20 protein-coding genes are annotated in these 24,059 nt (G+C 43.2%); 12 read left to right on the plus strand and 8 right to left on the minus strand.

Annotation, left to right across the window (positions count from 1 at the left end):
• Positions 1–754: 754 nt before the first annotated feature.
• Together DW182_RS08875 and DW182_RS08880 are read right to left on the minus strand one after the other, a co-directional pair.
• Positions 755–1,165, minus strand: a complete 411-nt coding sequence (locus DW182_RS08875; protein WP_007656455.1) for a hypothetical protein — start codon at positions 1,163–1,165, stop codon at positions 755–757.
• 154 nt (positions 1,166–1,319) lie between these two features.
• Positions 1,320–1,901: a Crp/Fnr family transcriptional regulator gene (locus DW182_RS08880; protein WP_008645841.1), complete on the minus strand. Its 582-nt coding sequence runs from the start codon at positions 1,899–1,901 to the stop codon at positions 1,320–1,322.
• Between the two features lie 453 nt (positions 1,902–2,354).
• Here DW182_RS08880 and DW182_RS08885 point away from each other — a divergent pair, with 453 nt between their 5' ends.
• From DW182_RS08885 to DW182_RS08925, 9 genes are all read left to right on the plus strand, one after another.
• Complete coding sequence (locus DW182_RS08885; protein ID WP_233564119.1) at positions 2,355–4,508, plus strand: glycoside hydrolase family 3 N-terminal domain-containing protein; 2,154 nt, start codon at positions 2,355–2,357, stop codon at positions 4,506–4,508.
• A 294-nt stretch (positions 4,509–4,802) separates the two neighbouring features.
• Positions 4,803–5,270: a ribosome assembly cofactor RimP gene (gene rimP / locus DW182_RS08890; protein WP_118221584.1), complete on the plus strand. Its 468-nt coding sequence runs from the start codon at positions 4,803–4,805 to the stop codon at positions 5,268–5,270.
• Between the two features lie 4 nt (positions 5,271–5,274).
• A complete protein-coding gene (nusA, locus tag DW182_RS08895; protein WP_007661584.1) occupies positions 5,275–6,597 on the plus strand; it encodes a transcription termination factor NusA in 1,323 nt (440 codons plus the stop codon).
• Between the two features lie 67 nt (positions 6,598–6,664).
• Positions 6,665–9,763, plus strand: a complete 3,099-nt coding sequence (gene infB, locus DW182_RS08900) for a translation initiation factor IF-2 (protein ID WP_118295292.1) — start codon at positions 6,665–6,667, stop codon at positions 9,761–9,763.
• A 101-nt stretch (positions 9,764–9,864) separates the two neighbouring features.
• Complete coding sequence (locus tag DW182_RS08905) at positions 9,865–10,371, plus strand: CvpA family protein (protein ID WP_007661586.1); 507 nt, start codon at positions 9,865–9,867, stop codon at positions 10,369–10,371.
• Complete coding sequence (sufB, locus tag DW182_RS08910) at positions 10,371–11,828, plus strand: Fe-S cluster assembly protein SufB (protein ID WP_117691306.1); 1,458 nt, start codon at positions 10,371–10,373, stop codon at positions 11,826–11,828. Before DW182_RS08905 ends, sufB begins: the two co-directional genes overlap by 1 nt.
• 24 nt (positions 11,829–11,852) lie before the next feature.
• On the plus strand, positions 11,853–12,605 hold the full coding sequence (sufC, locus tag DW182_RS08915; RefSeq protein WP_007210912.1) for a Fe-S cluster assembly ATPase SufC: 753 nt from the start codon (positions 11,853–11,855) through the stop codon (positions 12,603–12,605).
• A gap of 3 nt (positions 12,606–12,608) precedes the next feature.
• The gene (sufD, locus tag DW182_RS08920) at positions 12,609–13,952 is read left to right on the plus strand and encodes a Fe-S cluster assembly protein SufD (protein ID WP_118295293.1); all 1,344 of its coding nucleotides are present in this window, start codon (positions 12,609–12,611) and stop codon (positions 13,950–13,952) included.
• Between the two features lie 23 nt (positions 13,953–13,975).
• A complete protein-coding gene (locus tag DW182_RS08925; protein ID WP_118295294.1) occupies positions 13,976–15,190 on the plus strand; it encodes an aminotransferase class V-fold PLP-dependent enzyme in 1,215 nt (404 codons plus the stop codon).
• Between the two features lie 78 nt (positions 15,191–15,268).
• On the opposite strand, the gene DW182_RS08930 is transcribed toward DW182_RS08925, so the two are convergent.
• The gene (locus tag DW182_RS08930; protein WP_118295295.1) at positions 15,269–16,309 is read right to left on the minus strand and encodes a CNNM domain-containing protein; all 1,041 of its coding nucleotides are present in this window, start codon (positions 16,307–16,309) and stop codon (positions 15,269–15,271) included.
• Between the two features lie 86 nt (positions 16,310–16,395).
• Positions 16,396–16,707, minus strand: coding sequence for a hypothetical protein (locus tag DW182_RS08935; protein WP_233564116.1), 312 nt, complete (start codon positions 16,705–16,707; stop codon positions 16,396–16,398).
• A gap of 199 nt (positions 16,708–16,906) precedes the next feature.
• Between DW182_RS08935 and DW182_RS08940 the strand changes: the two genes are divergently transcribed.
• Entirely contained in the window at positions 16,907–17,227 is a 321-nt protein-coding gene (locus tag DW182_RS08940; protein ID WP_007210905.1) for a heavy metal-binding domain-containing protein, read from the plus strand.
• Positions 17,228–17,398: 171 nt separating this feature from the next.
• On the plus strand, positions 17,399–19,603 hold the full coding sequence (locus DW182_RS08945; RefSeq protein WP_118216801.1) for a sodium-translocating pyrophosphatase: 2,205 nt from the start codon (positions 17,399–17,401) through the stop codon (positions 19,601–19,603).
• Positions 19,604–19,853: 250 nt separating this feature from the next.
• Here DW182_RS08945 and DW182_RS08950 read toward each other — a convergent pair whose 3' ends face one another.
• Positions 19,854–20,459, minus strand: a complete 606-nt coding sequence (locus tag DW182_RS08950) for a lysine exporter LysO family protein (RefSeq protein ID WP_118295296.1) — start codon at positions 20,457–20,459, stop codon at positions 19,854–19,856.
• A complete protein-coding gene (locus DW182_RS08955; RefSeq protein WP_118216803.1) occupies positions 20,456–20,734 on the minus strand; it encodes a LysO family transporter in 279 nt (92 codons plus the stop codon). The genes DW182_RS08950 and DW182_RS08955 overlap by 4 nt, the downstream gene beginning before the upstream one ends.
• A gap of 82 nt (positions 20,735–20,816) precedes the next feature.
• On the opposite strand from DW182_RS08955, the gene DW182_RS08960 reads away from it, so the two are divergent.
• Positions 20,817–21,422 carry a ribonuclease HII gene (locus DW182_RS08960; RefSeq protein WP_118216804.1) on the plus strand — a complete coding sequence of 202 codons (606 nt, stop codon included), beginning with the start codon at positions 20,817–20,819 and terminating at the stop codon, positions 21,420–21,422.
• On the opposite strand, the gene DW182_RS08965 is transcribed toward DW182_RS08960, so the two are convergent.
• Together DW182_RS08965 and DW182_RS08970 are read right to left on the minus strand one after the other, a co-directional pair.
• Complete coding sequence (locus DW182_RS08965) at positions 21,423–22,979, minus strand: PQQ-like beta-propeller repeat protein (RefSeq protein ID WP_227073552.1); 1,557 nt, start codon at positions 22,977–22,979, stop codon at positions 21,423–21,425.
• A gap of 81 nt (positions 22,980–23,060) precedes the next feature.
• Positions 23,061–23,987 carry a magnesium transporter CorA family protein gene (locus tag DW182_RS08970; RefSeq protein WP_118295298.1) on the minus strand — a complete coding sequence of 309 codons (927 nt, stop codon included), beginning with the start codon at positions 23,985–23,987 and terminating at the stop codon, positions 23,061–23,063.
• Positions 23,988–24,059 lie beyond the last annotated feature (72 nt).

Below are 24,059 nucleotides of genomic sequence, written 5' to 3' on the forward strand. Positions count from 1 at the left end.
GTCCCCATATCTGTTTTGATAACCTGAAATGAATCCACTATGAATAATGTAGGCTATATTTGTGGATAGTCTAATTTGAAAAGCAAAAATCCCCAATCCGCTGGATTGTTTGGATGATGATTAGGCAATGATTTAATAGTGAATAGGAACTGCACCTGAGGGGGAGGCGTTTGCTAAAGTAAATATGCTTGACAGATACTATTATAAAGACATTAGCAACAATCAAATCATTATCGTTATTATGGACATCTAAAGTAAAAAAGATATTCCTATAATGATTAAAGCAATAGATGCAAATATGTATCTATATCTTTTTGTAGAAAACATTGCTCCTATACAGGAGATAGATACAGCAAATTGCATACATTTCAAACTTAACTCTGTAGTCTTAAATATACACATAGACAAAAAAGATAATGCCAAAACAAATATTATAGCATTCAATATATATTTCAGTTTCATATTACTTTGATTTACATTGACCTTATTATCAGTAGCATATAAATTGCTCATCCTATCCCAATAACCAATCCTATACAAGAGAACAAGGTGAATCTCTTTTCCTTGTATTTCAGCACATAGACCAGCCCGATAATAGCACATAAAGGAATATTAGATGAATCTGCATTTTCCCTTTGTTTACAAGGTATTTATATGTTCTTTCATCCTTTCTTTGCTCAATTTGCGAATCTCACGGTTCTCTTTGTTTTGTTGTAGCATACATTTATGCAACTTAATGTTCCTATGATTCAGTTTAATCTATTTTCTCTAATTCAATCGTAGCTACTTTCTCTTTATCTGGACTAATTTCATTCTGTATAATGGTTATATGTTTTTGGGTATAGCTTTTGATAATCCAAGGGGCTCCACCCAAATATAAAGCATTGCTATTAAATGTGATATATTTCCCTTCTATTGTATAAGTAATATCAATTTCATCGTAACCTTCCCAATTTACTTTCCCTTTCTGAGTATCTACAAATTGCATACCGACCCCCATATTTTGTACTGTCCAAGCCTCACAATGCCCTGTTCCACGCCATGAAGTCTGATAAAGTGCTTCGGGGGTTAATTCATTTGTCTGTTCATTATCATCATCGCAGTTTATAAAACAGAATGTACAGAGGAATAGCATAAGTATTCCAAGAATTTCTTTTGTTTTCATATTCTCTTTTTTATTTTTTGTTTAACTCATTCAATCTTTATTTTGTTTCTTCGTTGAACCAACCAAAGATAAGACAAAGATAAAAAGAAGAATCCTTTGGCAGATTAAGATACTCTTGGAATATTGTTATGAATGTAAATTTCTAAACCTATGTTTATTTTTTGTTGTCAAGACTTTGCTTGCGTCTGATTCGGCTCATGTGTACGGGTGTAATTTTAAGGTAGGATGCTATTTCTTTTAGTGATACCATTTGAAGGATTGCAGGGCATTTTTTTAAAAGTTGGAGGTAACGCTCTTCCGGTGTGAATCTGAATAAATCCAAATAACGTGAATATGATTGGAAAAACATCTGTTCGGCTGCGATACGGGCTATCCGTTGGCTTTCTTTGTTCTCCTCGAATTTTTGCTGTAAGAATGCAGAAGAACAGATGTAAATCTCGCACGGGATTATTGCCTGTATATTCAATTCTGATTTCATGCCATATAAGCAAGTGGGGTAATCGCCTATAAATTCATTTGGAAAGGAAAAACCGACATTATACGGCTTGTTTTCTGTCCGGTTGGTACAACTGTATTTGACTACACCTGACAAGATAAACCCGAAGAAAGAACATACATCATCTTCATGGAGAATAAACTCATTCTTTTTATAATGTCGTAACTCTCCATGTTTTAGACACAATTCTTTAAAAAAATCTATGTCTATATTGCTCATATATGAATTAAATTCAGTCATCATTTACTTGTCATTGGTGCAAATGTATAAAAAATGCCTGAAATATGCTTGATAGTACTTAACTACATTGTTTAAATATTCAAAAAAGTATGTAACATAACATGTTTGTTATATTTTTAAGTTCAAAGGTTTAGTACGTTTCTTTGTCTGTATATCCAAAACGAACTAAACTTATTTAGACAGCAAATTATATATGCTGGCGAAAAAAGAAAAACAGAGTTTCTTTCTCTTTTTGCCAGTATCATGTCTATTTTTCACTGAAAAACGAGAGAAAACAGATATAAAAACATCTCCTACCACATTTACCCCTTAACAACAAATATCCTTTTCTGTTTTCTTATAATCACTCTATTTGTATGCAAATTGTATGCTTTAAAAATATTAATATTGATGTGTTTTATACCATAATTAACTGATATTCAGTATTAAATAAATAAATGTTGGTACGGATTAATCACCACCAACCGTGATAACCCGACTAAAGAGTTCCAGATAGACGATGCATTGTTGGATACTGTTATCGGCAAGTATAAAGTAGGCTCTATCCTGAATGTTCCCCAGGGCATTGCCCAATCCAAAGAGAAATGGGAGGAAATTATTAAGAAGATACAGGATAAATCCATGAAAACCATGGGTATCCCTTGTATTTATGGAGTAGACCAGATACATGGAACCACCTATACGTTGGGCGGTACTTTCTTCCCCCAAGGTATCAATATGGCGGCTACATTCAACCGGGAACTGGTTCGTGAAGGGGCCCGCATTTCTGCTTACGAAACCAAAGCCGGAAGTATTCCCTGGACGTATGCTCCCGTGCTCGACCTGGCTCGCGATGCCCGCTGGCCCCGTCATTGGGAAAATTATGGCGAGGATTGCTATGTGAATGCAGAGATGGGACGCGAAGCTGTCCTCGGTTTTCAGGGCAGTGATCCTAATAATATAGGAAAGCAACAGGTAGCAGCTTGTATCAAGCATTATATGGGATATGGTGTTCCGGTATCGGGCAAAGATCGTACGCCTTCATCTATCACTGTGCAAGACATGCGCGAGAAGCATTTTGCTCCGTTCCTCGAAGGTATCAAGGCGGGGGCTTTGTCTGTCATGGTGAACTCTGCTATGAATAATGGATTTCCTTTCCATGCCAACTATGAGCTGTTGACGCAGTGGCTGAAAGAAGACTTGAACTGGGACGGTATGATTGTGACTGACTGGGCGGATATCAACAACCTCTATACCCGCGATAAGATTGTCGGAAGCAAGAAAGAAGCAATTAAAGTGGCTATTAATGCTGGTATCGATATGTCTATGGTTCCTTATGAATGGAGTTTCTGTATCTATCTGAAAGAATTGGTGGAAGAAGGTGAAGTTCCTATGAGCCGTATTGATGATGCAGTGCGCCGTGTGCTACGTATGAAATATCGTTTGGGCTTGTTCGATACGCCTGCTTACAGGCATCAGGATTTTCCGTTGTTCGGTGGAGAGGAACATGCAACTGCTGCTTTGCGGGCTGCCGAAGAGTCTGTGGTATTGCTGAAAAATACAGAAGGTATCTTGCCGTTGGTTTCCGGTAAGAAAATACTGCTGACAGGACCTAATGTGAACTCCATGCGTACGCTCAATGGCGGTTGGTCCTACACTTGGCAAGGTGATAGAGCTGACGAATGTGCTACTGATTACAATACTATTCTTGAATCGTTTACTAATAAGTTCGGTACTTCCAATATCATCTACGAACCGGGTGTCACTTACAAAAAAGGTGGTGCTTGGTGGGAAGAAAATATCCCTGAAATAGATAAGGCTGTAGCAGCAGCGGCTAATGCCGATTATATCGTTGCCTGTATCGGTGAGAACTCCTATTGTGAAACTCCGGGTAACTTGTCGAATCTTTTCCTTTCCAAGAACCAGCTTGACCTGGTGAAAGCATTAGCTACGACCGGAAAGCCGATTATCCTTGTTCTGAATGAAGGCCGTCCACGCATTATCAACGAAATAGAGCCATTAGCAAAAGCCGTTATCAACGCTATGCTTCCGGGTAACTATGGTGGTGACGCTTTGGCAAACCTCGTGGCAGGTGATGCTAATTTCAGCGGAAAGATGCCTTATACCTATCCGAAAGAAATCAACTCGTTATTCACTTATGACTATAAGCCGTGTGAGGACCTTGAAAAGATGCAGGGTGCTTATGATTATGATGCCGTGATGTCCGTACAGTGGGCTTTCGGTTACGGACTGAGTTATACCACCTATGCTTATAGCAACCTCAAAGTAGATAAGCCCAACTTTACAGCCGATGATATACTTACTTTTACGGTTGACGTAAAGAATACAGGTAATCGTATTGGTAAAGAGAGTGTCCTGTTATTCAGCAGTGACCTGATAGCTTCGTTGACTCCCGATGTTCGCCGCCTGCGTGCTTTTGAGAAAGTGGAACTGAGGCCGGGTGAGGTTAAGACCGTAACGCTGAAAGTGAAAGGTTCCGATCTCGCTTTCGTAGGTTATGACGGTAAATGGATTTTGGAAAAAGGTGATTTTCGCATCCAGACTGGTAACCAGACGTTAAATGTCAGTTGTACGGATACAAAGAAGTGGGATACTCCGAATAAATAGAAGACTATATTGTATGGAAATGAATTAAAGATTATGAATGAGATAAACAAAGTTACCATGTGGGGCAAATAGAATTTCCATGAAATCCTGCTATCACTTTATCACCCTACCATCTTATCACACTTTGTTCATAACTTGTACAGAAATGAAATAATTGCGTCAACTAATCGTTAAATGATTCTTTTTTTCTCTAATATTTTGTAGTCGAATAGATTATTTATATCTTTGCAACCGCAATGGATGAAAGGTGGAGGGGCAATTAAGCTCCTTTTTTTGTTCTTATATAGTTAATCAATGATAGAAAAGAAAACTGTTTGTCAAATTGTTGACGAGTGGCTGGACGGAAAAGAGTACTTTCTGGTGGAAGTAACTATCAGCCCGGACGACAAGATTGTGGTGGAAATTGACCACAAAGAAGGGGTTTGGATTGAAGATTGTGTAGAGCTGAGTCGATACATCGAATCCAAGTTGAACCGTGAGGATGAAGATTATGAGTTGGAGGTAGGTTCTGCCGGTATCGGACAGCCATTTAAAGTGTTGCAACAGTACATCAACCACATCGGAAAGGAAGTGGAAGTACTGAGAAAAGACGGACGTAAGCTGTGCGGCGTACTGAAAACAGCCGATGAACAGCATTTTACGGTAACCGTGGAAAAGAAGGTAAAGCCCGAAGGCGCTAAACGCCCCACATTGGTGGAAGAGGATGAAACCCTTGCGTATGATGAAATAAAATATACTAAATACTTAATCAGTTTTAAATAAGACTATGGCCAAAAAAGTAGAAACTGTCAGTTTGATAGATACATTTTCGGAATTTAAGGAACTGAAAAATATCGATAGAACCACCATGGTGAGCGTACTTGAAGAGTCGTTCCGTAGTGTGATTGCGAAGATGTTCGGCACCGATGAGAATTACGACGTTATCGTGAACCCGGACAAGGGGGACTTCGAAATATGGCGTAACCGTGAAGTGGTGGCGGATGAAGACTTGGAAAATCCGAACTTGCAGATTGCATTATCGGAAGCACAGAAGATTGATGCTTCTTATGAAGTAGGCGAGGAAGTGACGGATGAAGTAATCTTCGCAAACTTTGGACGCCGTGCTATCTTGAACCTTCGCCAGACGTTGGCTTCTAAGATTTTGGAACTGGAAAAAGACAGTATCTATAATAAATATATTGATAAGGTGGGCAACATCATTAATGCAGAAGTATACCAGATATGGAAGAAAGAAATGCTGCTGCTAGATGATGAAGGTAACGAGTTGCTGCTGCCTAAGACGGAACAGATTCCGAGCGATTTTTATCGCAAAGGAGAAACGGCACGTGCCGTTGTAGCCCGTGTGGACAACAAGAATAACAACCCGAAGATCATTCTTTCGCGTACGTCGCCGGTATTCCTGCAACGTCTGTTCGAAATGGAAGTGCCCGAAATCAATGATGGACTGATTACCATCAAGAAGATTGCCCGTATCCCTGGTGAACGCGCCAAGATTGCCGTTGAGTCATACGATGACCGTATTGACCCGGTAGGTGCCTGTGTAGGTGTGAAGGGTAGCCGTATTCATGGTATCGTTCGTGAGTTACGCAACGAGAATATTGACGTAATCAATTACACGTCCAATATTCAGTTGTTTATTCAGCGTGCTCTCAGTCCTGCGAAGATTTCTTCTATTCGTTTGAACGAAGAAGAACGTAAGGCGGAAGTCTTCCTGAGACCGGAAGAAGTATCGCTGGCTATTGGTAAAGGCGGTTTGAACATCAAACTTGCCAGTATGTTGACTGAGTACACTATTGACGTATTCCGTGAGTTGGATCAGGCTGTTGAAGATGAAGATATCTACTTGGATGAGTTCAGGGATGAAATTGACGGTTGGGTGATTGATGCCATCAAAGCGATTGGTATCGATACTGCAAAAGCAGTGCTGAACGCTCCGCGTGAGATGTTGATTGAGAAGACCGACCTGGAAGAAGAAACAGTGGACGAAGTATTGCACATTTTAAGTTCGGAGTTTGAGGAAAGCGAAGGCGAGCCTGAGTTTGAGGCTGAAGCTGAGCCTGAATCTGAAACAGAAACAGAGACAGAATAAGTGTCTGCTGACATTGGTTTCTGTTTGCACTAACTTCTTTCTCCACATTATTCATTAATTTTTTAGTATGACGATTAGGTTAAATAAAGTAACAAGAGATTTGAATGTAGGAATTTCGACAGTAGTTGAGTTCTTGCAGAAGAAAGGCTTTGCCGTTGAGGCAAACCCCAACACAAAGATTAACGAGGAGCAATACGCCTTGCTCGTGAAAGAGTTCAGTACAGATAAGAATCTTAGACTTGAATCGGAACGTTTTATTCAGGAACGACAGAATAAAGATCGTAACAAAGCATCGGTATCCATAGATGGTTACGAAACTGAAACTGCGGATAAACCGAAAGTGGAAGAAATTAAGACTGTTGTCCCCGAAGATGCACGTCCGAAGTTTAAACCTGTCGGAAAAATTGATTTGGATAAGCTGAACCGGAAACCGGTAGTAGAGAAAGTGGAAGAAAAGAAAGTAGAAGAACCCGTATCTGTGGTAAAGGAAGAACCGAAACCGGAGCCGAAGCCGGAAATCAAACCGGAGCTGAAGCCCGAACCCAAACCAGAGCCCAAACCAGAGCCCAGGCCTGAACCAAAGCCGGAACCGAATCCTGAACCCGAACCGGCTCCTGTGGTGAAAGAAATACTGAAACCGGAAGTTGTAGAGAAACCAGCTCCTGCTCCGGTAGTGGCAAAAGAAGAAGTAAAAAAGGAAACGCCTGCTTCCGTAGCACCTGCTGCTAAGGAAGAAGTGAAACCTGCAGTTGCAGAAGAAGCACCAGCAAAGGAGGGAGATGAAATCTTCACCATCCATAAGCCGGAGTTTGTTTCCAAAATCAATATCATCGGTCAGATTGACCTGGCTACGCTGAACCAGTCTACACGCCCCAAGAAGAAGACTAAAGAGGAGAAACGGAAGGAGCGCGAAGAGAAGGAGAAAATCCGTCAGGATCAGAAGAAGCAGATGAAAGAGGCGATTATCAAAGAAATCCGCCGCGAAGACAATAAAGCGAAGGATGGTAAGGAAAAAGAGGCCGATGCCAATGCCAACAAGAAGAAACGTCTTCGTATTAATAATAATAAGGAGAAGGTTGACATTAACAATGCATCCAACTTCCAGCGTGGAAATGACAATCGTGGTGGTGGAGGCAAAGGTCCTCATGCAGGCGGTGGTCAGCAAGGTGCCGGTGGTGGTAACAATCACCAGGGTGGCAACAAGAACAACAACCGTAACAACAATAACAAGGATCGCTTCAAGAAACCGATCATCAAACAGGAGGTTAGTGAGGAAGATGTAGCTAAGCAGGTAAAAGAAACTTTGGCACGACTCACTTCCAAAGGTAAGAGCAAGACTTCCAAATATCGTAAGGACAAGCGCGATATGGCGAACAGCCGTATGCAGGAACAGGAAGACCGCGAAATGGCGGATAGCAAAGTACTGAAGATAACGGAATTTGTGACTGCCAACGAATTGGCAAGCATGATGGATGTTTCCGTAACTCAGGTTATTGCTACTTGTATGAGTATCGGTATCATGGTGTCTATCAATCAGCGTCTGGATGCTGAAACCATTAATCTGGTGGCGGAAGAATTCGGATACAAGACTGAATATGTCAGTGCGGAAGTGGCACAGGCCATTGTAGAGGAAGAAGATGCCGAAGAAGATCTGGAACCACGTGCGCCGATTGTTACCGTCATGGGTCACGTAGACCACGGTAAAACATCATTGCTCGACTATATCCGTAAGGCGAACGTTATTGCCGGTGAAGCCGGTGGTATCACGCAGCATATCGGTGCTTACAACGTGAAACTGGAAGACGGACGTAAGATTACGTTCCTCGATACTCCGGGGCACGAAGCATTTACCGCTATGCGTGCCCGTGGTGCAAAGGTGACAGACGTGGTTATCATTATTGTTGCTGCCGATGATAATGTGATGCCGCAGACGAAGGAAGCTATCAACCATGCTATGGCTGCTGGTGTACCTATCGTATTTGCTATTAATAAGATTGATAAACCGACTGCCAACGCTGACAAGATCAAGGAAGAACTGGCAGCGATGAATTTCCTTGTTGAAGAATGGGGCGGTAAGTATCAGTCGCAAGATATCTCTGCAAAGAAAGGATTGGGTGTGAACGATTTGCTGGAGAAGGTATTGCTGGAAGCAGAAATGCTGGATCTGAAAGCAAATCCGAACCGTAAGGCTACAGGTTCCATCATCGAGTCTTCATTGGACAAGGGACGTGGTTATGTAGCTACCATGCTGGTATCGAACGGTACGCTGCGCGTAGGCGATATCGTACTGGCAGGTACAGCGTATGGTAAAGTGAAAGCTATGTTCAACGAACGTAACCAGCGCCTGAAAGAGGCCGGACCTTCTGAACCGGTATTGATTCTGGGATTGAACGGTGCACCTGCTGCAGGTGATACATTCCACGTAATCGATACGGAACAGGAAGCACGTGAAATTGCTAACAAGCGTGAACAGTTGCAACGTGAGCAGGGTCTGCGTACTCAGAAGATGCTTACTTTGGACGAAGTTGGCCGCCGTCTGGCATTGGGTGACTTCCACGAACTGAATATTATCGTTAAGGGTGACGTGGACGGTTCTGTTGAGGCGTTGAGCGACTCACTGATCAAACTGTCTACCGAACAGGTACAGGTGAATGTAATTCATAAAGGTGTTGGAGCTATCTCCGAGTCCGATGTATCATTGGCTGCCGCTTCGGATGCCATTATCATCGGTTTCCAGGTACGTCCGTCGAATGCCGCCGCGAAGATGGCAGAGAACGAAGGTGTGGATATCCGCAAGTACTCAGTGATCTACGATGCTATCGAAGAGGTGAAGGCTGCTATGGAAGGTATGTTGGCACCGGAAGTGAAGGAGCAGGTAACCGCAACTATTGAGGTACGCGAAGTGTTCAATATTACCAAGGTAGGTCTTGTAGCCGGTGCGGTAGTGAAGACCGGAAAAGTGAAGCGAAGCGACAAGGCTCGTTTGATCCGTGACGGTATCGTAATCTTTACCGGTTCTATCAATGCGTTGAAACGTTTCAAGGATGACGTGAAGGAAGTAGGTACCAACTTCGAGTGTGGTATCAGCCTGACGAACTGCAACGATATCAAGGTAGGCGATATTATCGAATCTTACGAAGAAATAGAAGTAAAACAGACTCTGTAAGCGAAATAATCTTTTAGACACGGATTACACGGATTTCACGGATTGGTTTAAAAGAAGAACCGTGTTTATCCGTGTAATCCGTGTCTTTTTCAGATATAGTTATGACAATAATAGATATCATCCTATTGGTGGTGATTGGCGCGGGAGCAGTCATCGGTTTTATAAAAGGTTTCATCAGACAACTGGCATCTATCCTTGGATTGATTGTTGGGTTGCTGGCTGCGAAAGCGCTGTATGTGTCGGTAGCGGAGAGAGTCTTTTCTAGGATAACGGACTCTATGACATTTGCACAGATATTGGCATTTGTTGTGATCTGGGTAGTGGTGCCGTTATTGTTTTTACTGGTGGCATCTTTGTTGACGAAGGCGATGGAAGCAATTTCTCTCGGTTGGCTGAACCGCTGGCTGGGTGCCGGATTGGGGGCATTGAAATTCCTGCTACTGGTGAGCCTGCTTATCTGTGTTGTCGAGTTTATCGACTCGGATAATACGATGATCAATAGAACAATGAAGGAGGAATCCGTGTTATATTATCCTATAGAATCGTTTGCGGGAATGTTTTTCCCGGCTGCAAAAGAAGTTACAGAACAATATATACTTAATACATAATGCAACCCGAAGAACCCAATAAATATGTAAAGGAACTAACGCAGGAGAAGTACAAATACGGCTTCACCACCGATGTGCATACGGAAGTCATTGAGCGTGGGCTGAATGAAGACGTTGTAAGGCTGATCTCTGCGAAAAAGAACGAGCCGGAATGGCTGTTGGAGTTCCGTCTGAAAGCATATCGTCACTGGTTGACGATGGAGATGCCTACATGGGCACATCTCCGTATTCCTGAGATAGATTATCAGGCTATTTCCTACTATGCCGATCCGTTGGCGAAGAAAAAAGATACTCCGAAGAGTATGGACGAGGTAGATCCTGAGTTGATAAAAACCTTCAATAAGCTGGGCATTCCCTTGGAAGAACAGATGGCGTTGAGTGGCATGGCTGTAGATGCTGTGATGGACTCCGTATCTGTGAAGACTACGTTCAAGGAAACATTGATGGAGAAAGGAATTATTTTCTGTTCCATCAGTGAAGCTGTACGTGAACATCCGGATTTGGTACAGAAGTATCTTGGTTCCGTTGTGGGATACCGTGACAACTTTTTTGCTGCACTGAACTCAGCGGTATTCTCCGATGGTTCGTTTGTATATATCCCGAAAGGGGTACGTTGCCCGATGGAGTTGTCCACGTATTTCCGTATCAATGCGCGTAATACAGGTCAGTTTGAGCGGACGCTGATTGTGGCGGATGATGATTCGTATGTTTCCTATCTGGAAGGTTGTACGGCTCCGATGCGCGATGAGAACCAGTTGCATGCTGCTATCGTGGAGATTGTGGTGCATGAACGTGCGGAAGTGAAGTACAGCACTGTACAGAACTGGTATCCGGGTGATGCCGAAGGTAAAGGCGGTGTCTATAACTTTGTTACGAAACGTGGTAACTGTAAAGGTGCGAACAGTAAACTTTCCTGGACACAGGTGGAGACAGGTTCGGCTATTACGTGGAAATACCCTTCTTGTATTTTGACGGGAGATAACTCTTCGGCTGAATTCTACAGTGTGGCGGTGACGAATAACTACCAACAGGCGGATACGGGTACGAAGATGATTCATCTGGGTAAGAATACTAGCAGTACGATTGTCAGCAAGGGTATTTCTGCCGGACATAGTGAGAATTCTTACCGTGGCCTGGTGCGTGTAGCTCAAAAGGCGGATAATGCGCGTAACTATAGTCAGTGTGACTCTTTGTTGCTAGGTGATAAGTGCGGTGCGCATACCTTCCCGTATATGGATATCCATAATGAGACGGCAGTTGTGGAGCATGAAGCGACTACCAGCAAGATTAATGAAGACCAGATATTCTATTGCAACCAACGTGGCATTTCTACGGAGGATGCTGTAGGGCTGATAGTGAACGGTTATGCTAAGGAAGTGCTTAATAAGCTGCCTATGGAGTTTGCGGTAGAGGCTCAGAAGTTGTTGGCTATTTCGCTGGAAGGCAGCGTAGGATAAGTTTAAAATAAAAAAATAAATATCATGTTAGAGATAAAAGACCTGCATGCCAGTGTAAATGGCAAAGAGATATTGAAAGGCATCAACCTGTCGGTAAAAGCAGGTGAGGTGCATGCTATTATGGGACCGAACGGTTCCGGTAAGAGCACTCTTTCGGCTGTATTGGTGGGTAATCCTGCCTTTGAAGTGACGAAGGGAAGCGTGACTTTCTGCGGTAAGAACCTTTTGGATTTTTCACCGGAAGACCGTAGCCATGAGGGCATCTTCCTCAGTTTCCAATATCCGGTAGAAATTCCGGGTGTGAGTATGGTCAACTTTATGCGTGCAGCGGTGAATGAGCAACGTAAATACAATCATCTGCCTGCTCTCAGTGCAAGTGAATTCCTGAAGTTGATGCGTGAAAAGCGTGCCATTGTGGAACTGGACAATAAACTGGCTAACCGTTCGGTGAATGAAGGTTTCTCCGGTGGAGAGAAAAAGCGGAATGAAATCTTCCAGATGGCGATGCTGGAACCAAAATTGAGTATCCTGGATGAAACGGATTCCGGACTGGATATCGATGCTTTGCGTATCGTAGCTGAAGGTGTGAATAAGTTGAAAACACCGGAGAACAGTACCATTGTCATCACTCACTACCAACGCTTACTGGATTATATCAAACCTGACGTCGTACATGTGCTTTACAAAGGTCGTATCGTGAAGACGGCGGGACCGGAATTGGCTCTGGAACTGGAAGAGAAGGGGTATGATTGGATTAAGAAGGAGTTGGGAGAGTAAATTATGAATGCAGAACAACAATACATAGATCTTTTCTCCCAGACGGAAGCTATGATATGCCGGCACAGTACCGAGGTGATGAATACCCCTCGTGCCATTGCGTTTGCCGACTTTGAACGGCTTGGTTTTCCTACCCGCAAGCAGGAGAAATATAAATATACCGATGTCAGCAAGTTCTTTGAACCGGACTATGGGTTGAACCTGAACCGTCTGGATATTCCGGTAAATCCCTATGAAGTATTTAAATGTGATGTCCCTAATATGAGTACGTCCCTGTACTTTGTGGTGAACGACGCTTTCTACAATAAGTCTCTGCCCGCAGCTCATCTACCCGAAGGAGTTATCTTCGGTAGTTTGAAGGAGATGGCAGAGAAGCATCCGGAACTGGTAAAGAAGTACTATGGTAAGCTGGCAGACACTTCAAAAGACGGAGTGACAGCATTCAACACTGCTTTTGCACAAGACGGTGTACTGCTGTATGTGCCTAAGAATGTAATAGTGGAACGTCCCATTCAGTTGGTAAACATCCTGCGTGGTGACGTGAACTTCCTGGTGAACCGCCGGGTATTGATTGTATTGGAAGATGGTGCACAGGCACGTATGCTGGTGTGTGATCATGCCATGGATGCCGTGAATTTTCTGGCAACCCAGGTGATAGAAGTATTCGTAGGCGAGAATGCTGTCTTTGATCTTTACGAACTGGAAGAAACGCATACAAGTACCGTACGTATCAGCAATATGTATGTGAAACAGGAAGCCAACAGTAATGCATTGCTGAATGGCATGACCTTGCATAACGGTACTTCCCGCAATACCACCGAAGTATTGCTGGCAGGTGAAGGTGCCGAAATCAATCTTTGCGGTATGGCCATTGCAGATAAGAATCAGCATGTAGACAACAATACAAGTATCGACCATGCTGTGCCTAACTGTACGAGCAATGAACTCTTTAAGTATGTGCTCGATGATCAGTCAGTTGGTGCATTTGCCGGTCTGGTGTTAGTGCGTCCGGATGCGCAACATACCAGTTCGCAACAAACGAACCGGAACCTTTGCGCTACACGCGAGGCACGTATGTATACGCAGCCGCAACTGGAAATTTATGCCGATGATGTAAAGTGTAGCCATGGCGCTACCGTTGGTCAGTTGGATGAAAATGCACTTTTCTATATGCGCCAGCGCGGTATTCCGGCACGTGAAGCTCGCTTATTGCTGATGTTTGCCTTCGTGAACGAAGTCATTGATACCATTCGTCTGGATGCTTTGAAGGATCGCTTACATCTCTTGGTTGAGAAACGTTTCCGTGGTGAACTGAATAAGTGCCAGGGCTGTGCGATATGTAAGTGAGAATATATTAATATCTAAACAATATGTATGATATTCAAAAGATAAGAGCCGATTTTCCCATACTTTCCCGTGAAGTGTACGGCAAACCATTAGTCTATTTGGATAATGGGGCGACGACACAGAAACCGCGTTGTGTGGTGGATGCAATAACGGATGAATATTATTCTGTCAATGCCAATGTGCATCGTGGTGTACATTTCCTGTCTCAACAGGCAACGGAATTGCATGAGGCAAGTCGCGAAACAGTGCGGAAGTTCATCAATGCCGGTTCTATAAATGAAATTGTATTTACAAGGGGAACCACGGAAAGCATCAATTTGTTGGCATCCAGTTTCGGTGAAGAATTCCTGAGTCCGGGTGATGAAGTGATTGTTTCAGTAATGGAACACCATAGTAACATTGTGCCTTGGCAACTGCTGGCTGAACGGAAGCGTATCAATCTGAAGGTTATTCCAATGAACGATCGCGGTGAACTTCTGATGGATGAATACGAGAAACTTTTTAACGATAGAACAAAGATTGTCAGCGTAGTGCATGTGTCCAATGTATTGGGTACGGTCAATCCTATCAAAGAAATGATTAAGATTGCCCATAGCCATAATGTACCTTTTCTGGTAGATGCGGCACAGTCCATTCCGCATATGGCAGTGGACGTGAAAGATCTGGATGCTGATTTCCTTGTATTCTCCGGTCATAAAGTGTATGGCCCTACCGGTGTAGGTGTGCTTTATGGTAAGGAAGAATGGCTGGATAGATTACCCCCTTATCAGGGCGGCGGTGAGATGATAAAGCATGTATCTTTTGAACGTACTACTTTCAATGAATTGCCATTTAAGTTCGAAGCTGGTACTCCTGATTATATCGGTACTACGGGACTGGCGAAAGCGCTCGATTATGTTTCTGCCATTGGCATGGATAAGATTGCCGTTTATGAGCATGAATTGACGGAATATGCCACACAGCGATTGAAAACAATCCCTGGCATGCGCATTTTTGGTGAAGCTGCTGAGAAAGGGAGCGTCATCTCTTTCCTTGTGGGTGATATTCATCACTTCGATATGGGCACATTGCTCGATCGTCTCGGCATTGCCGTACGTACGGGACACCATTGTGCCCAACCGTTGATGCAACGCCTCGACATAGAAGGAACAGTGCGTGCTTCCTTTGGAATCTATAATACGAAAGAAGAAGTAAATGCTTTGGTGGCAGGTATCGAACGTGTCAGCAAGATGTTCTGAGTATAATAAAATAAATATATAAAGAAGGGAGATATGGCTTAGTCGTATCTCCCTTTGTTTATTGAGGTATAGTTCCGTTTATCCCACCTGTACCTCCGCCTGCTTCTTCTGCCACTTATCTCGTGCCAGCTTCTGCATATCCGTTACGGAGTCTTTTTCATCTACAATTTCAAAACCTAAGGCTGTTTCGATGATATCCTCCATTGTGACAATTCCCCAGAAGCAGCCATATTCATCAATCAAGATTGAAATATGTTCTTTCTTTTCAAGCATTTGTTCCCAAACTGTGGAAACAGAACTATTTTCCGGGCAAGAAAGAATAGGACGGGCCACATCCTTCAGGCACATATCAAATCTATCCTCTGCTAACTTTTCAAGTACAGTTTGCCGCAATACATATCCTGTGATATAATCTTCACTATCATTGTAGACAGGAATACGAGAGTAAAACTTATATTTGCCATCCTGATAGAATTCCTTCAAAGACATACTTTCGGGAGCTGTTGCCACCACAGTACGGGGAGTCATAATGGATTGTGACTTTACTTTATCCAGTTTAATGAGGTTCTGTATCATCTTGTTCTCTTTCATCTGGAAAACACCTTCTTCTACTCCGATGGAAATCATGGCCGAAACTTCTTCGCGACTTACGGATAATTCCTGTTTGCCGGAAGAAAAAAGGCGGGTAATCAGTTCGGACAGCCACACTAAGGGGTAACAGATGATAATAAGGAAATTGATGATACGGGCTGACGGAAGTGCCAGTGTGCGCCAGTAGCAGGCACCTATCGTTTTAGGAATGATCTCTGAGAGAACGAGAATTAAGATAGTCAGTATGGCAGAGATTACACCGAAGTAAGCTTCTCCGAATATCTTTACTGCTTCGGCACCTACACCTGCAGCACCCACGGTGTGGGCTATGGTGTTCAAGGATAATATGGCAGCAATAGGCCGGTCGATGTCTTGTTTGAACTTCTTTAATAAAATAGCGCTTTTCCCATGTGTTTTCTCTTTAGTGGAGATGTACGACATTGGAGTAGATAATAAAACTGCTTCAAGAATGGAGCATAAAAATGATAAAGCTAATGCAAGGGTTAAGTATAATAAAACAAGTCCCATATATAAATTAATTAATTAGACATAGCGGAACGAATATAAGATTCGCCCGGATAAAATATAAAAATACGGTAATAGAAGGACTTGTGCTAAAGGCGATATATACAGAGTAGGGAACGTTCAGGTGAATATACGCTCCTGAGATTGTGCGGTTGGGTACCGTCACTATATTGATATAAATTAGTGTTCTCGGTAGAGAAAGTATAAGTAGTCGTAATCTCTGCACAGAGCTTACGCGCACGGTTTAAAGAAAGTGTACGGGAAATAACAGCTTCATCGTTGAACTCTTCGGGCGAATGCTGCTCGTTTTGTTCAATGCAAAGAAAAGGAGGTTCATTTTCGGAAAAGGAATTATAATCTTCCGGTTGCAGTGCAAAAAGCACTACTACCAGATACATCATTATTTTAAATATAAAATGCTTTGTTTCCATTTCTTCGGTACAAAGATAGATAAATGTTGACTCTGCTCATATATAGATGCTCTCTATTTTTTGTTTTTTTATTATAATGAGGAGATATAAAACGGGGCGTCACTGCAACTTTCCGCCCTATTCGTGCGTCTAATAGGGTGCAAATAACTTAAATAAATAGAGAAAGATTATGTTAGTAACAACAACCCCAACTATCGAGGGTGGACGTATCACCCGCTATTATGGTATCGTTTCAGGTGAAACGATTATCGGTGCCAATGTATTCCGTGACTTTTTTGCCAGTATTCGTGATGTAGTGGGCGGACGTAGTGGTTCTTATGAAGAAGTACTGCGCGAAGCGAAAGATATTGCCCTGCGTGAAATGCAGGAACATGCCAGAGCACTCGGAGCCAATGCGGTGATTGGTGTGGATTTGGATTATGAAACAGTGGGTGGAAGCGGCAGTATGTTGATGGTAACTGCCTGCGGTACGGCTGTGACAGTAGAATGATGAATACAGGGGAAAATAATCGCTAATGATTACTTTTCCCTTTTTTGTTCCAGTAAGTCGGGTGAATGAAAGATGATGCTGGTGCGGTAATTTTTCTTTTATTCCTTTGTTTATCTCGTTTAAAATCAATACTTTTAGGCTTTCAATCAACCTTTTAATACGAATAACACCATGGACAGTTTGCTTTTCTGGCTGATTCCGGCCGCTTCCGTTTTAGCTCTCTGTTTTGCTTACTATTTTCATAAGCAAATGATGAAAGAGAGTGAGGGTACTCCACAAATGATAAAGATTGCTGCCGCTGTGCGTAAAGGCGCGATGTCTTATCTGAAACAACAGTATAAGATAGTTGGCTGGGTATTTCTGGGACTTGTGATCCTTTTCTCTATTATGGCATACGGTTTCGATGTACAAAATCACTGGGTGCCGATTGCCTTCCTGACGGGTGGTTTCTTCTCCGGACTTTCCGGATTTCTCGGTATGAAGACGGCAACGTATGCTTCGGCACGTACGGCAAATGCTGCCCGTAATTCACTGAACGCAGGATTGCGCGTCGCTTTCCGTAGCGGTGCGGTAATGGGACTGGTTGTAGTAGGCTTGGGCTTGCTCGACATCTCTTTCTGGTACCTGTTATTGAATGCGGTTATACCGGAAGATGTTTTGACTCCGACTCATAAACTCTGTATTATCACTACCACGATGCTAACTTTCGGAATGGGTGCTTCTACACAAGCACTTTTTGCCCGTGTAGGTGGAGGTATTTATACGAAAGCTGCTGATGTAGGTGCCGACCTGGTTGGTAAGGTTGAAGCCGGTATTCCCGAAGATGACCCTCGTAACCCTGCAACGATTGCCGATAACGTAGGTGACAACGTAGGCGATGTAGCCGGTATGGGTGCCGATCTTTACGAAAGTTATTGCGGCTCCATTCTGGCAACTGCTGCTCTGGGTGCTGCCGCCTTTATTCATACAGGAGATACGGCCATGCAGTTCAAAGCTGTTATTGCTCCGATGCTGATTGCGGCTGTAGGTATCCTTCTTTCTATTATCGGTATATTCGCAGTGCGTACCAAAGAAAATGCGAAAATGAAAGACCTGCTTGCTTCGTTAGCTTTCGGTACGAACCTGAGTTCCGTACTGATTGTAGTGGCTACCTTCTTTATTCTTTGGTTATTGAAACTTGATAACTGGATGTGGATATCTTGTGCCGTTATAGTTGGTTTGGTAGTTGGCATCATTATCGGACGTTCTACGGAATATTATACTTCTCAGTCTTACCGTCCTACCCAGAAGTTGAGCGAAAGCGGAAAGACCGGTCCGGCAACGGTGATTATCTCCGGTATCGGTTTGGGTATGCTTTCTACAGCAATTCCAGTGATTGCTGTGGTAGTTGGTATTATTGCTTCCTACCTGTTTGCATCAGGATTTGATTTCAATAATGTAGGTATGGGACTTTACGGTATCGGTATTGCTGCCGTAGGTATGCTTTCTACTTTGGGTATCACTCTTGCTACAGATGCTTACGGCCCTATTGCTGATAATGCCGGTGGTAATGCTGAAATGTCCGGTCTGGGTGCGGAAGTACGTAAACGTACAGATGCTCTTGATTCTTTGGGAAATACTACTGCCGCTACCGGAAAAGGTTTTGCCATAGGTTCGGCTGCACTTACGGGACTTGCCCTGCTTGCTTCTTATATTGAAGAAATCCGTATCGGACTGACTCGTTTGGGAACCACGGAATTAACACTTCCTCATGGGGATGCCGTGGGTCTTCAGGATGCCACCTTCTTCGACTTCATGCATCATTATGATGTGACATTGATGAATCCGAAGGTTCTTTCGGGTATGTTCCTGGGTAGTATGATGGCATTCCTCTTCTGCGGATTGACAATGAACGCTGTTGGCCGTGCTGCCGCTCACATGGTGGATGAAGTACGCCGTCAGTTTCGTGAAATCAAGGGTATTCTTACCGGTGAAACGGAACCGGATTACGAGCGTTGTGTAGCTATATCCACAAAGGGAGCGCAGCGTGAGATGGTACTTCCTTCACTGATAGCCATTATTGCTCCGATTGCTACGGGACTTATCTTCGGTGTTCCCGGTGTTCTGGGGCTGCTGATCGGTGGGTTGAGTAGTGGTTTTGTTCTTGCCATCTTTATGGCGAATGCGGGCGGTGCATGGGATAATGCAAAGAAATATGTGGAAGAAGGAAACTTCGGTGGTAAGGGCAGTGAAGTACATAAGGCTACCGTGGTAGGTGATACGGTAGGTGATCCGTTCAAGGATACTTCCGGTCCGAGTTTGAATATCCTTATCAAGCTGATGAGTATGGTAGCCATCGTAATGGCCGGATTGACGGTTGCATGGAGTCTTTTTTAAGCATTTAAGTTGCAGATAATAAGTGGCCTATAGTTTCCTATGGGGAGGGAACGAACGTTTCCTTTAGCGGGAACAGCGGTTTCTCCTAATGGAAACTATAGTTCCCTCTAATAGAAACGCCCGTTTCCTCTAATGGGAACGAGCGTTTCCTTTAATGGAACTACAAGGCATCCCTGCTGCGAAGAAACCACAACGTAAGTAGCTGTGCTCTATTCCGAAAGGCACTTGTAGCCTGTAGCTCGTAGCTGATTCAAATAGAACAAAACAGTGTCACAAGGAACGGAACGCTGAAGTCCACCACGAATCCGTGGAAGATGGAGACAACTACAAATTGTTGTCCGGCTGTTCGTGTAATGATGGGCAGTGTGGTGTCCATCGTGGTTGCCCCTCCGGCAGAGATAGGGGCGAGGTTGCCGAACCAGTGCACTAGTAACGGAGCGGCCAGCAATGTCAGAATCTCGCGGCTGATGTTGGCGAGCAGGGCGATCGTTCCTAATTCTGCTCCTTTATATTCGGTAATGAAGATACTGGAGAGTGAGTAGTATCCGAAGCCCGAACCTACAGCCAGGCAATCTGTCAGGGAACGGTGTGTCAGTATCAGGCTGACTGCGGCAGAACCTGCCAGAGTACCCAGAATGGTCATAATGGGCAGAAATATCAACCGCGGATTGAGTGAACGGAAGTTTTTCAATGTTTGCGGGTCATTGCTTACACTTATCCCTACACTGAACATCAGTGCGCAAAGTGCATAAAAACTGACTTTACTATCTATTACGATATCGATAGGTATCAGGTGAAAGGCTCCACAGAGTGTGCCCAGCATAAAAAAGCCGACTATGATGAGACTTCCTTTCATGCTTCTCCTCCTTTTCGTCTGTATAAGGCCCTCCATAGTACCCAGGCGGCAATCACACTTCCCAGAGTTCCACCTGTGGTGAGTATGACGGCTTCAAGGCCGATGGTGTGCAATCCTTTGATGATCTGCTCGTTTCCTCCCACTTCAATGCCGAGAATGAAGAGCAGTACCCAGATCAGCACTGTGATAACCTTATGTACTTTACTTAAATTCCGTTTCCGTAAGAGGTAGCCCAGCAGCATTCCTGTGAGCATCAGTCCGATGACAGTAAACATATATATATATCGTCTTTTTGAGGACAAAGATAGGGCTTTCCTACAAAAATATTTATCTTTGTGTACTCAAAATAATAAATGTATGCTATTGCCTTACTTGAATGAAGACTTAATTGAAGCCGGTTGTGATGAGGCTGGCCGTGGTTGCTTGGCAGGAGCTGTGTATGCTGCTGCCGTGATTCTTCCCAAAGATTTCAAGAACGAACTACTGAATGATTCTAAGCAGTTGACAGAACACCAGCGTTATGCTTTGCGTGAAGTGATTGAGAAAGAAGCACTGGCATGGGCGGTAGGTATTGTATCTCCCGAAGAAATCGATAAGATTAATATCCTGAACGCTTCTTTCCTTGCCATGCATCGTGCAGTGGACCAATTGAAAATGCGTCCGCAGCATCTGCTTATAGATGGCAACCGCTTCAAGAAATATCAGGATCTTCCGCATACCACGGTAATTAAAGGTGATGGCAAATATCTCTCCATAGCGGCAGCTTCCGTGCTTGCCAAAACCTATCGTGACGATTATATGAACCGGCTTCACGAAGAATTTCCGTATTATGATTGGGATCATAATAAAGGCTATCCTACAAAGAAACATCGCGCAGCTATTGCCGAACGTGGAACTACGCCTTATCACCGCATGACATTCAATCTATTGGGCGATGGGCAGTTAGCACTTGATTTCAAGTAATTATTCTATCGCTTCATCTAGATCGATAAACAGGAATTGGTTTTCATAATTAAGTAGCAGCAACTTATTACCAATCACTTGTCCTTTCTTGAAATCTGTTTGAAGATGGGCTACAGGCATTCCCATTTCATGAATGAACCAATAGTCTCCACGATTGCCGATACATAAATAATCTTTTAGTTGGATACTGGGGCTGTAGATACGTTCCCGTTCGTAGGTCTTACTAATATTCAAGTCCTTGTCTACCTCGTAGATAACTCCCTGATCATTATATACCAGGCAATGTTCCCCATTGTAGGCGAGCGACTGGAAAGCTGTTGTATCTTTGTTGGCTGCATAAAATGTACCGGGCAGTATTGCTTCCAGCTTTCCGCGTTGTTTGGTATCCCAAGGTACAATATTTACGACGGAGTCCATCAGCTCCTGATAAGCCATTCCATCATCGAACAGCATATAGAGTGCGTCCTCGGTCCGCAGGGCATCTTCAATCATATCTTTCTTTACGCTTAGTTGATTGAAGAAGATTTCTTCTCCGTTTAGCAAGTTGTAACAGGCTATAAATGGGCGTCCATATTTCTTGCGACTTGCTCCTTCGCGTAATCCGTAACCGTAATTTAGCATGAATAACTTGCCATCTTGCACGAAAAGTTGGGAGCGGGAAGCCTTCACATCAGGAAACTCTGTTTGCCACACTACATTGAAAGCTGTGTCCATACAGGAGATATGTTGACGGTCTGCCCAGTAATAAAGTGAATCCTGAGACAGTATATTGGAGGTCAATCCGGTGATTGTATTATTGGCAATGGGAACATAACTGTAATAATAGGCGCCACCGGTTGCCACGCCACCGGCTACTCCGACTGCTACAGCGGCTAATCCCTGTAACAATGCCGCCTTTGTATCATGAGCTCCCGGTTTTCCTGGATAGGTCAGTAATTCTCCGGTCATGAAGTCCAGCTTATGCAATGCATCCGCTACAATCAGACGTTTATTTTGTTCCAGATCGAGAACTTCGTTCCAACCGTATTGGTGAGGTATTTTGTTTTCCCACAAATCGTTACCGAATTTTAGGCTAACAGCGCGGAGTTTGTTGGATGTAGGAGAATTATATCCTAAGACTAACCCAAGTGAATCATCCACATATACCGGAAATAAATCAGCTTCCCATTTCTTTGCTCCTGTTTCCTTACTTAGCAATGATATTTTGCTGCCAATTTCAGATATTAAGACCCCTTCCGAAAGGCAGGTTACTCTTGATTTATTGAAATCAATGGGTTGTTTCCATAGAAGTTGGCTACTCTTGGTGTCATAAAAGCCTATTTCTCCTTTATTCTTCAGGTACTTACCGCTTTTAGTCGTTTCCCGGAAGCTGATACAGAGGTAATCTCCTTTATCGCTTATTGAAAAAGTTTCCACTCGTTGAGGAAATGTGTAGCACTGTGCTTTCAGGTCTGTTCCGTCTGTCTTCTTTCCTACAATGATGGTTTCGGATTGCGCATAAGATATTGATGCCATGAGAATCAGGCATGCAAACGTTAAGATTCTGTGTGTTTTCATGTTTATTGACTTATTTTTCGCAAACATACGTATTATTTATGAATTTTGATCCAAAGAGTTGAAAAATGCTTGGATAGATTGTTAGAACCACTTAATCTTTCTGAACCAGATAAATGTACCTGCCGATAGGACTACAGAGATTAAGATAATGAATATGAAAGCATACGGGAAACCATCCAGATGAATATCCACATTCATACCATAGAAACTGGCTATCAGTGTGGGTATCATAAGCGTGATGGAGAGACTCGTCATACGTTTCATGATGGCGTTGACATTATTGGAAATAATAGAAGCAAAAGCATCCATTGTTCCTGTAAGGATATCACTATAGATATTTACAGTATTGTATGCCTGTTTTAATTCGATGATTACATCTTCCAATAGTTCCATATTCAGATAATCGGTGTCCTGAAAGATATTCTTCAGGCGACCGATCATCACTTCATTACCACGGATGGAGGTATTGAAGTAGACAAGAGTCTTCTGTAACTTCATCAGGCGAAGCAAGTCTTCATTGCGGATACTCTTTTCCAGTTCTTTTTCCGCATTGGCAACGTCATTATTAATTTGCTTCAGGTACTTCAAAAACCAAACTGCGGAAGAGTAAATCATCCGTAGGATTAAATCCAGTTTATTGTTGACTACGATACCTTTGCGACGTGTATGCTGGATGAAATCAGAGATAAGTTCGGTCTTATGATAACATACCGATACGATAATTTCATTATTGGTAATGATGCCTATGGGCACAGTGATAAAAGGAATACCATGCTGGCTGCTCTGCATAGGGATGCGCAGAATAGTCAGTAACCAATTACCTTCTGTTTCTGTACGCGGACGTTCGTCCGCATCAGCGATATCTTCTAAAAATGATTCGGGAACTTTCAGTTCCTGTGTGAGAAAGTCAAAGTCATTGTCATCAGGGCATTCAACATTTACCCAGCTATTGGGCATCCATTGTGGCTTTTCTATAAAGCCGGCTTCAGAGTAAAGATACGTTCTCATCGTAATAGCCTCCTTTCTTTAGGGACGAACCGAGGCATTGCGAGCAACGTCTCCGTTCGCTTTAGTTATAAA

This window comes from Bacteroides sp. AM16-24 (assembly GCF_003471885.1).
Classification (GTDB): Bacteria; Bacteroidota; Bacteroidia; order Bacteroidales; family Bacteroidaceae; genus Bacteroides.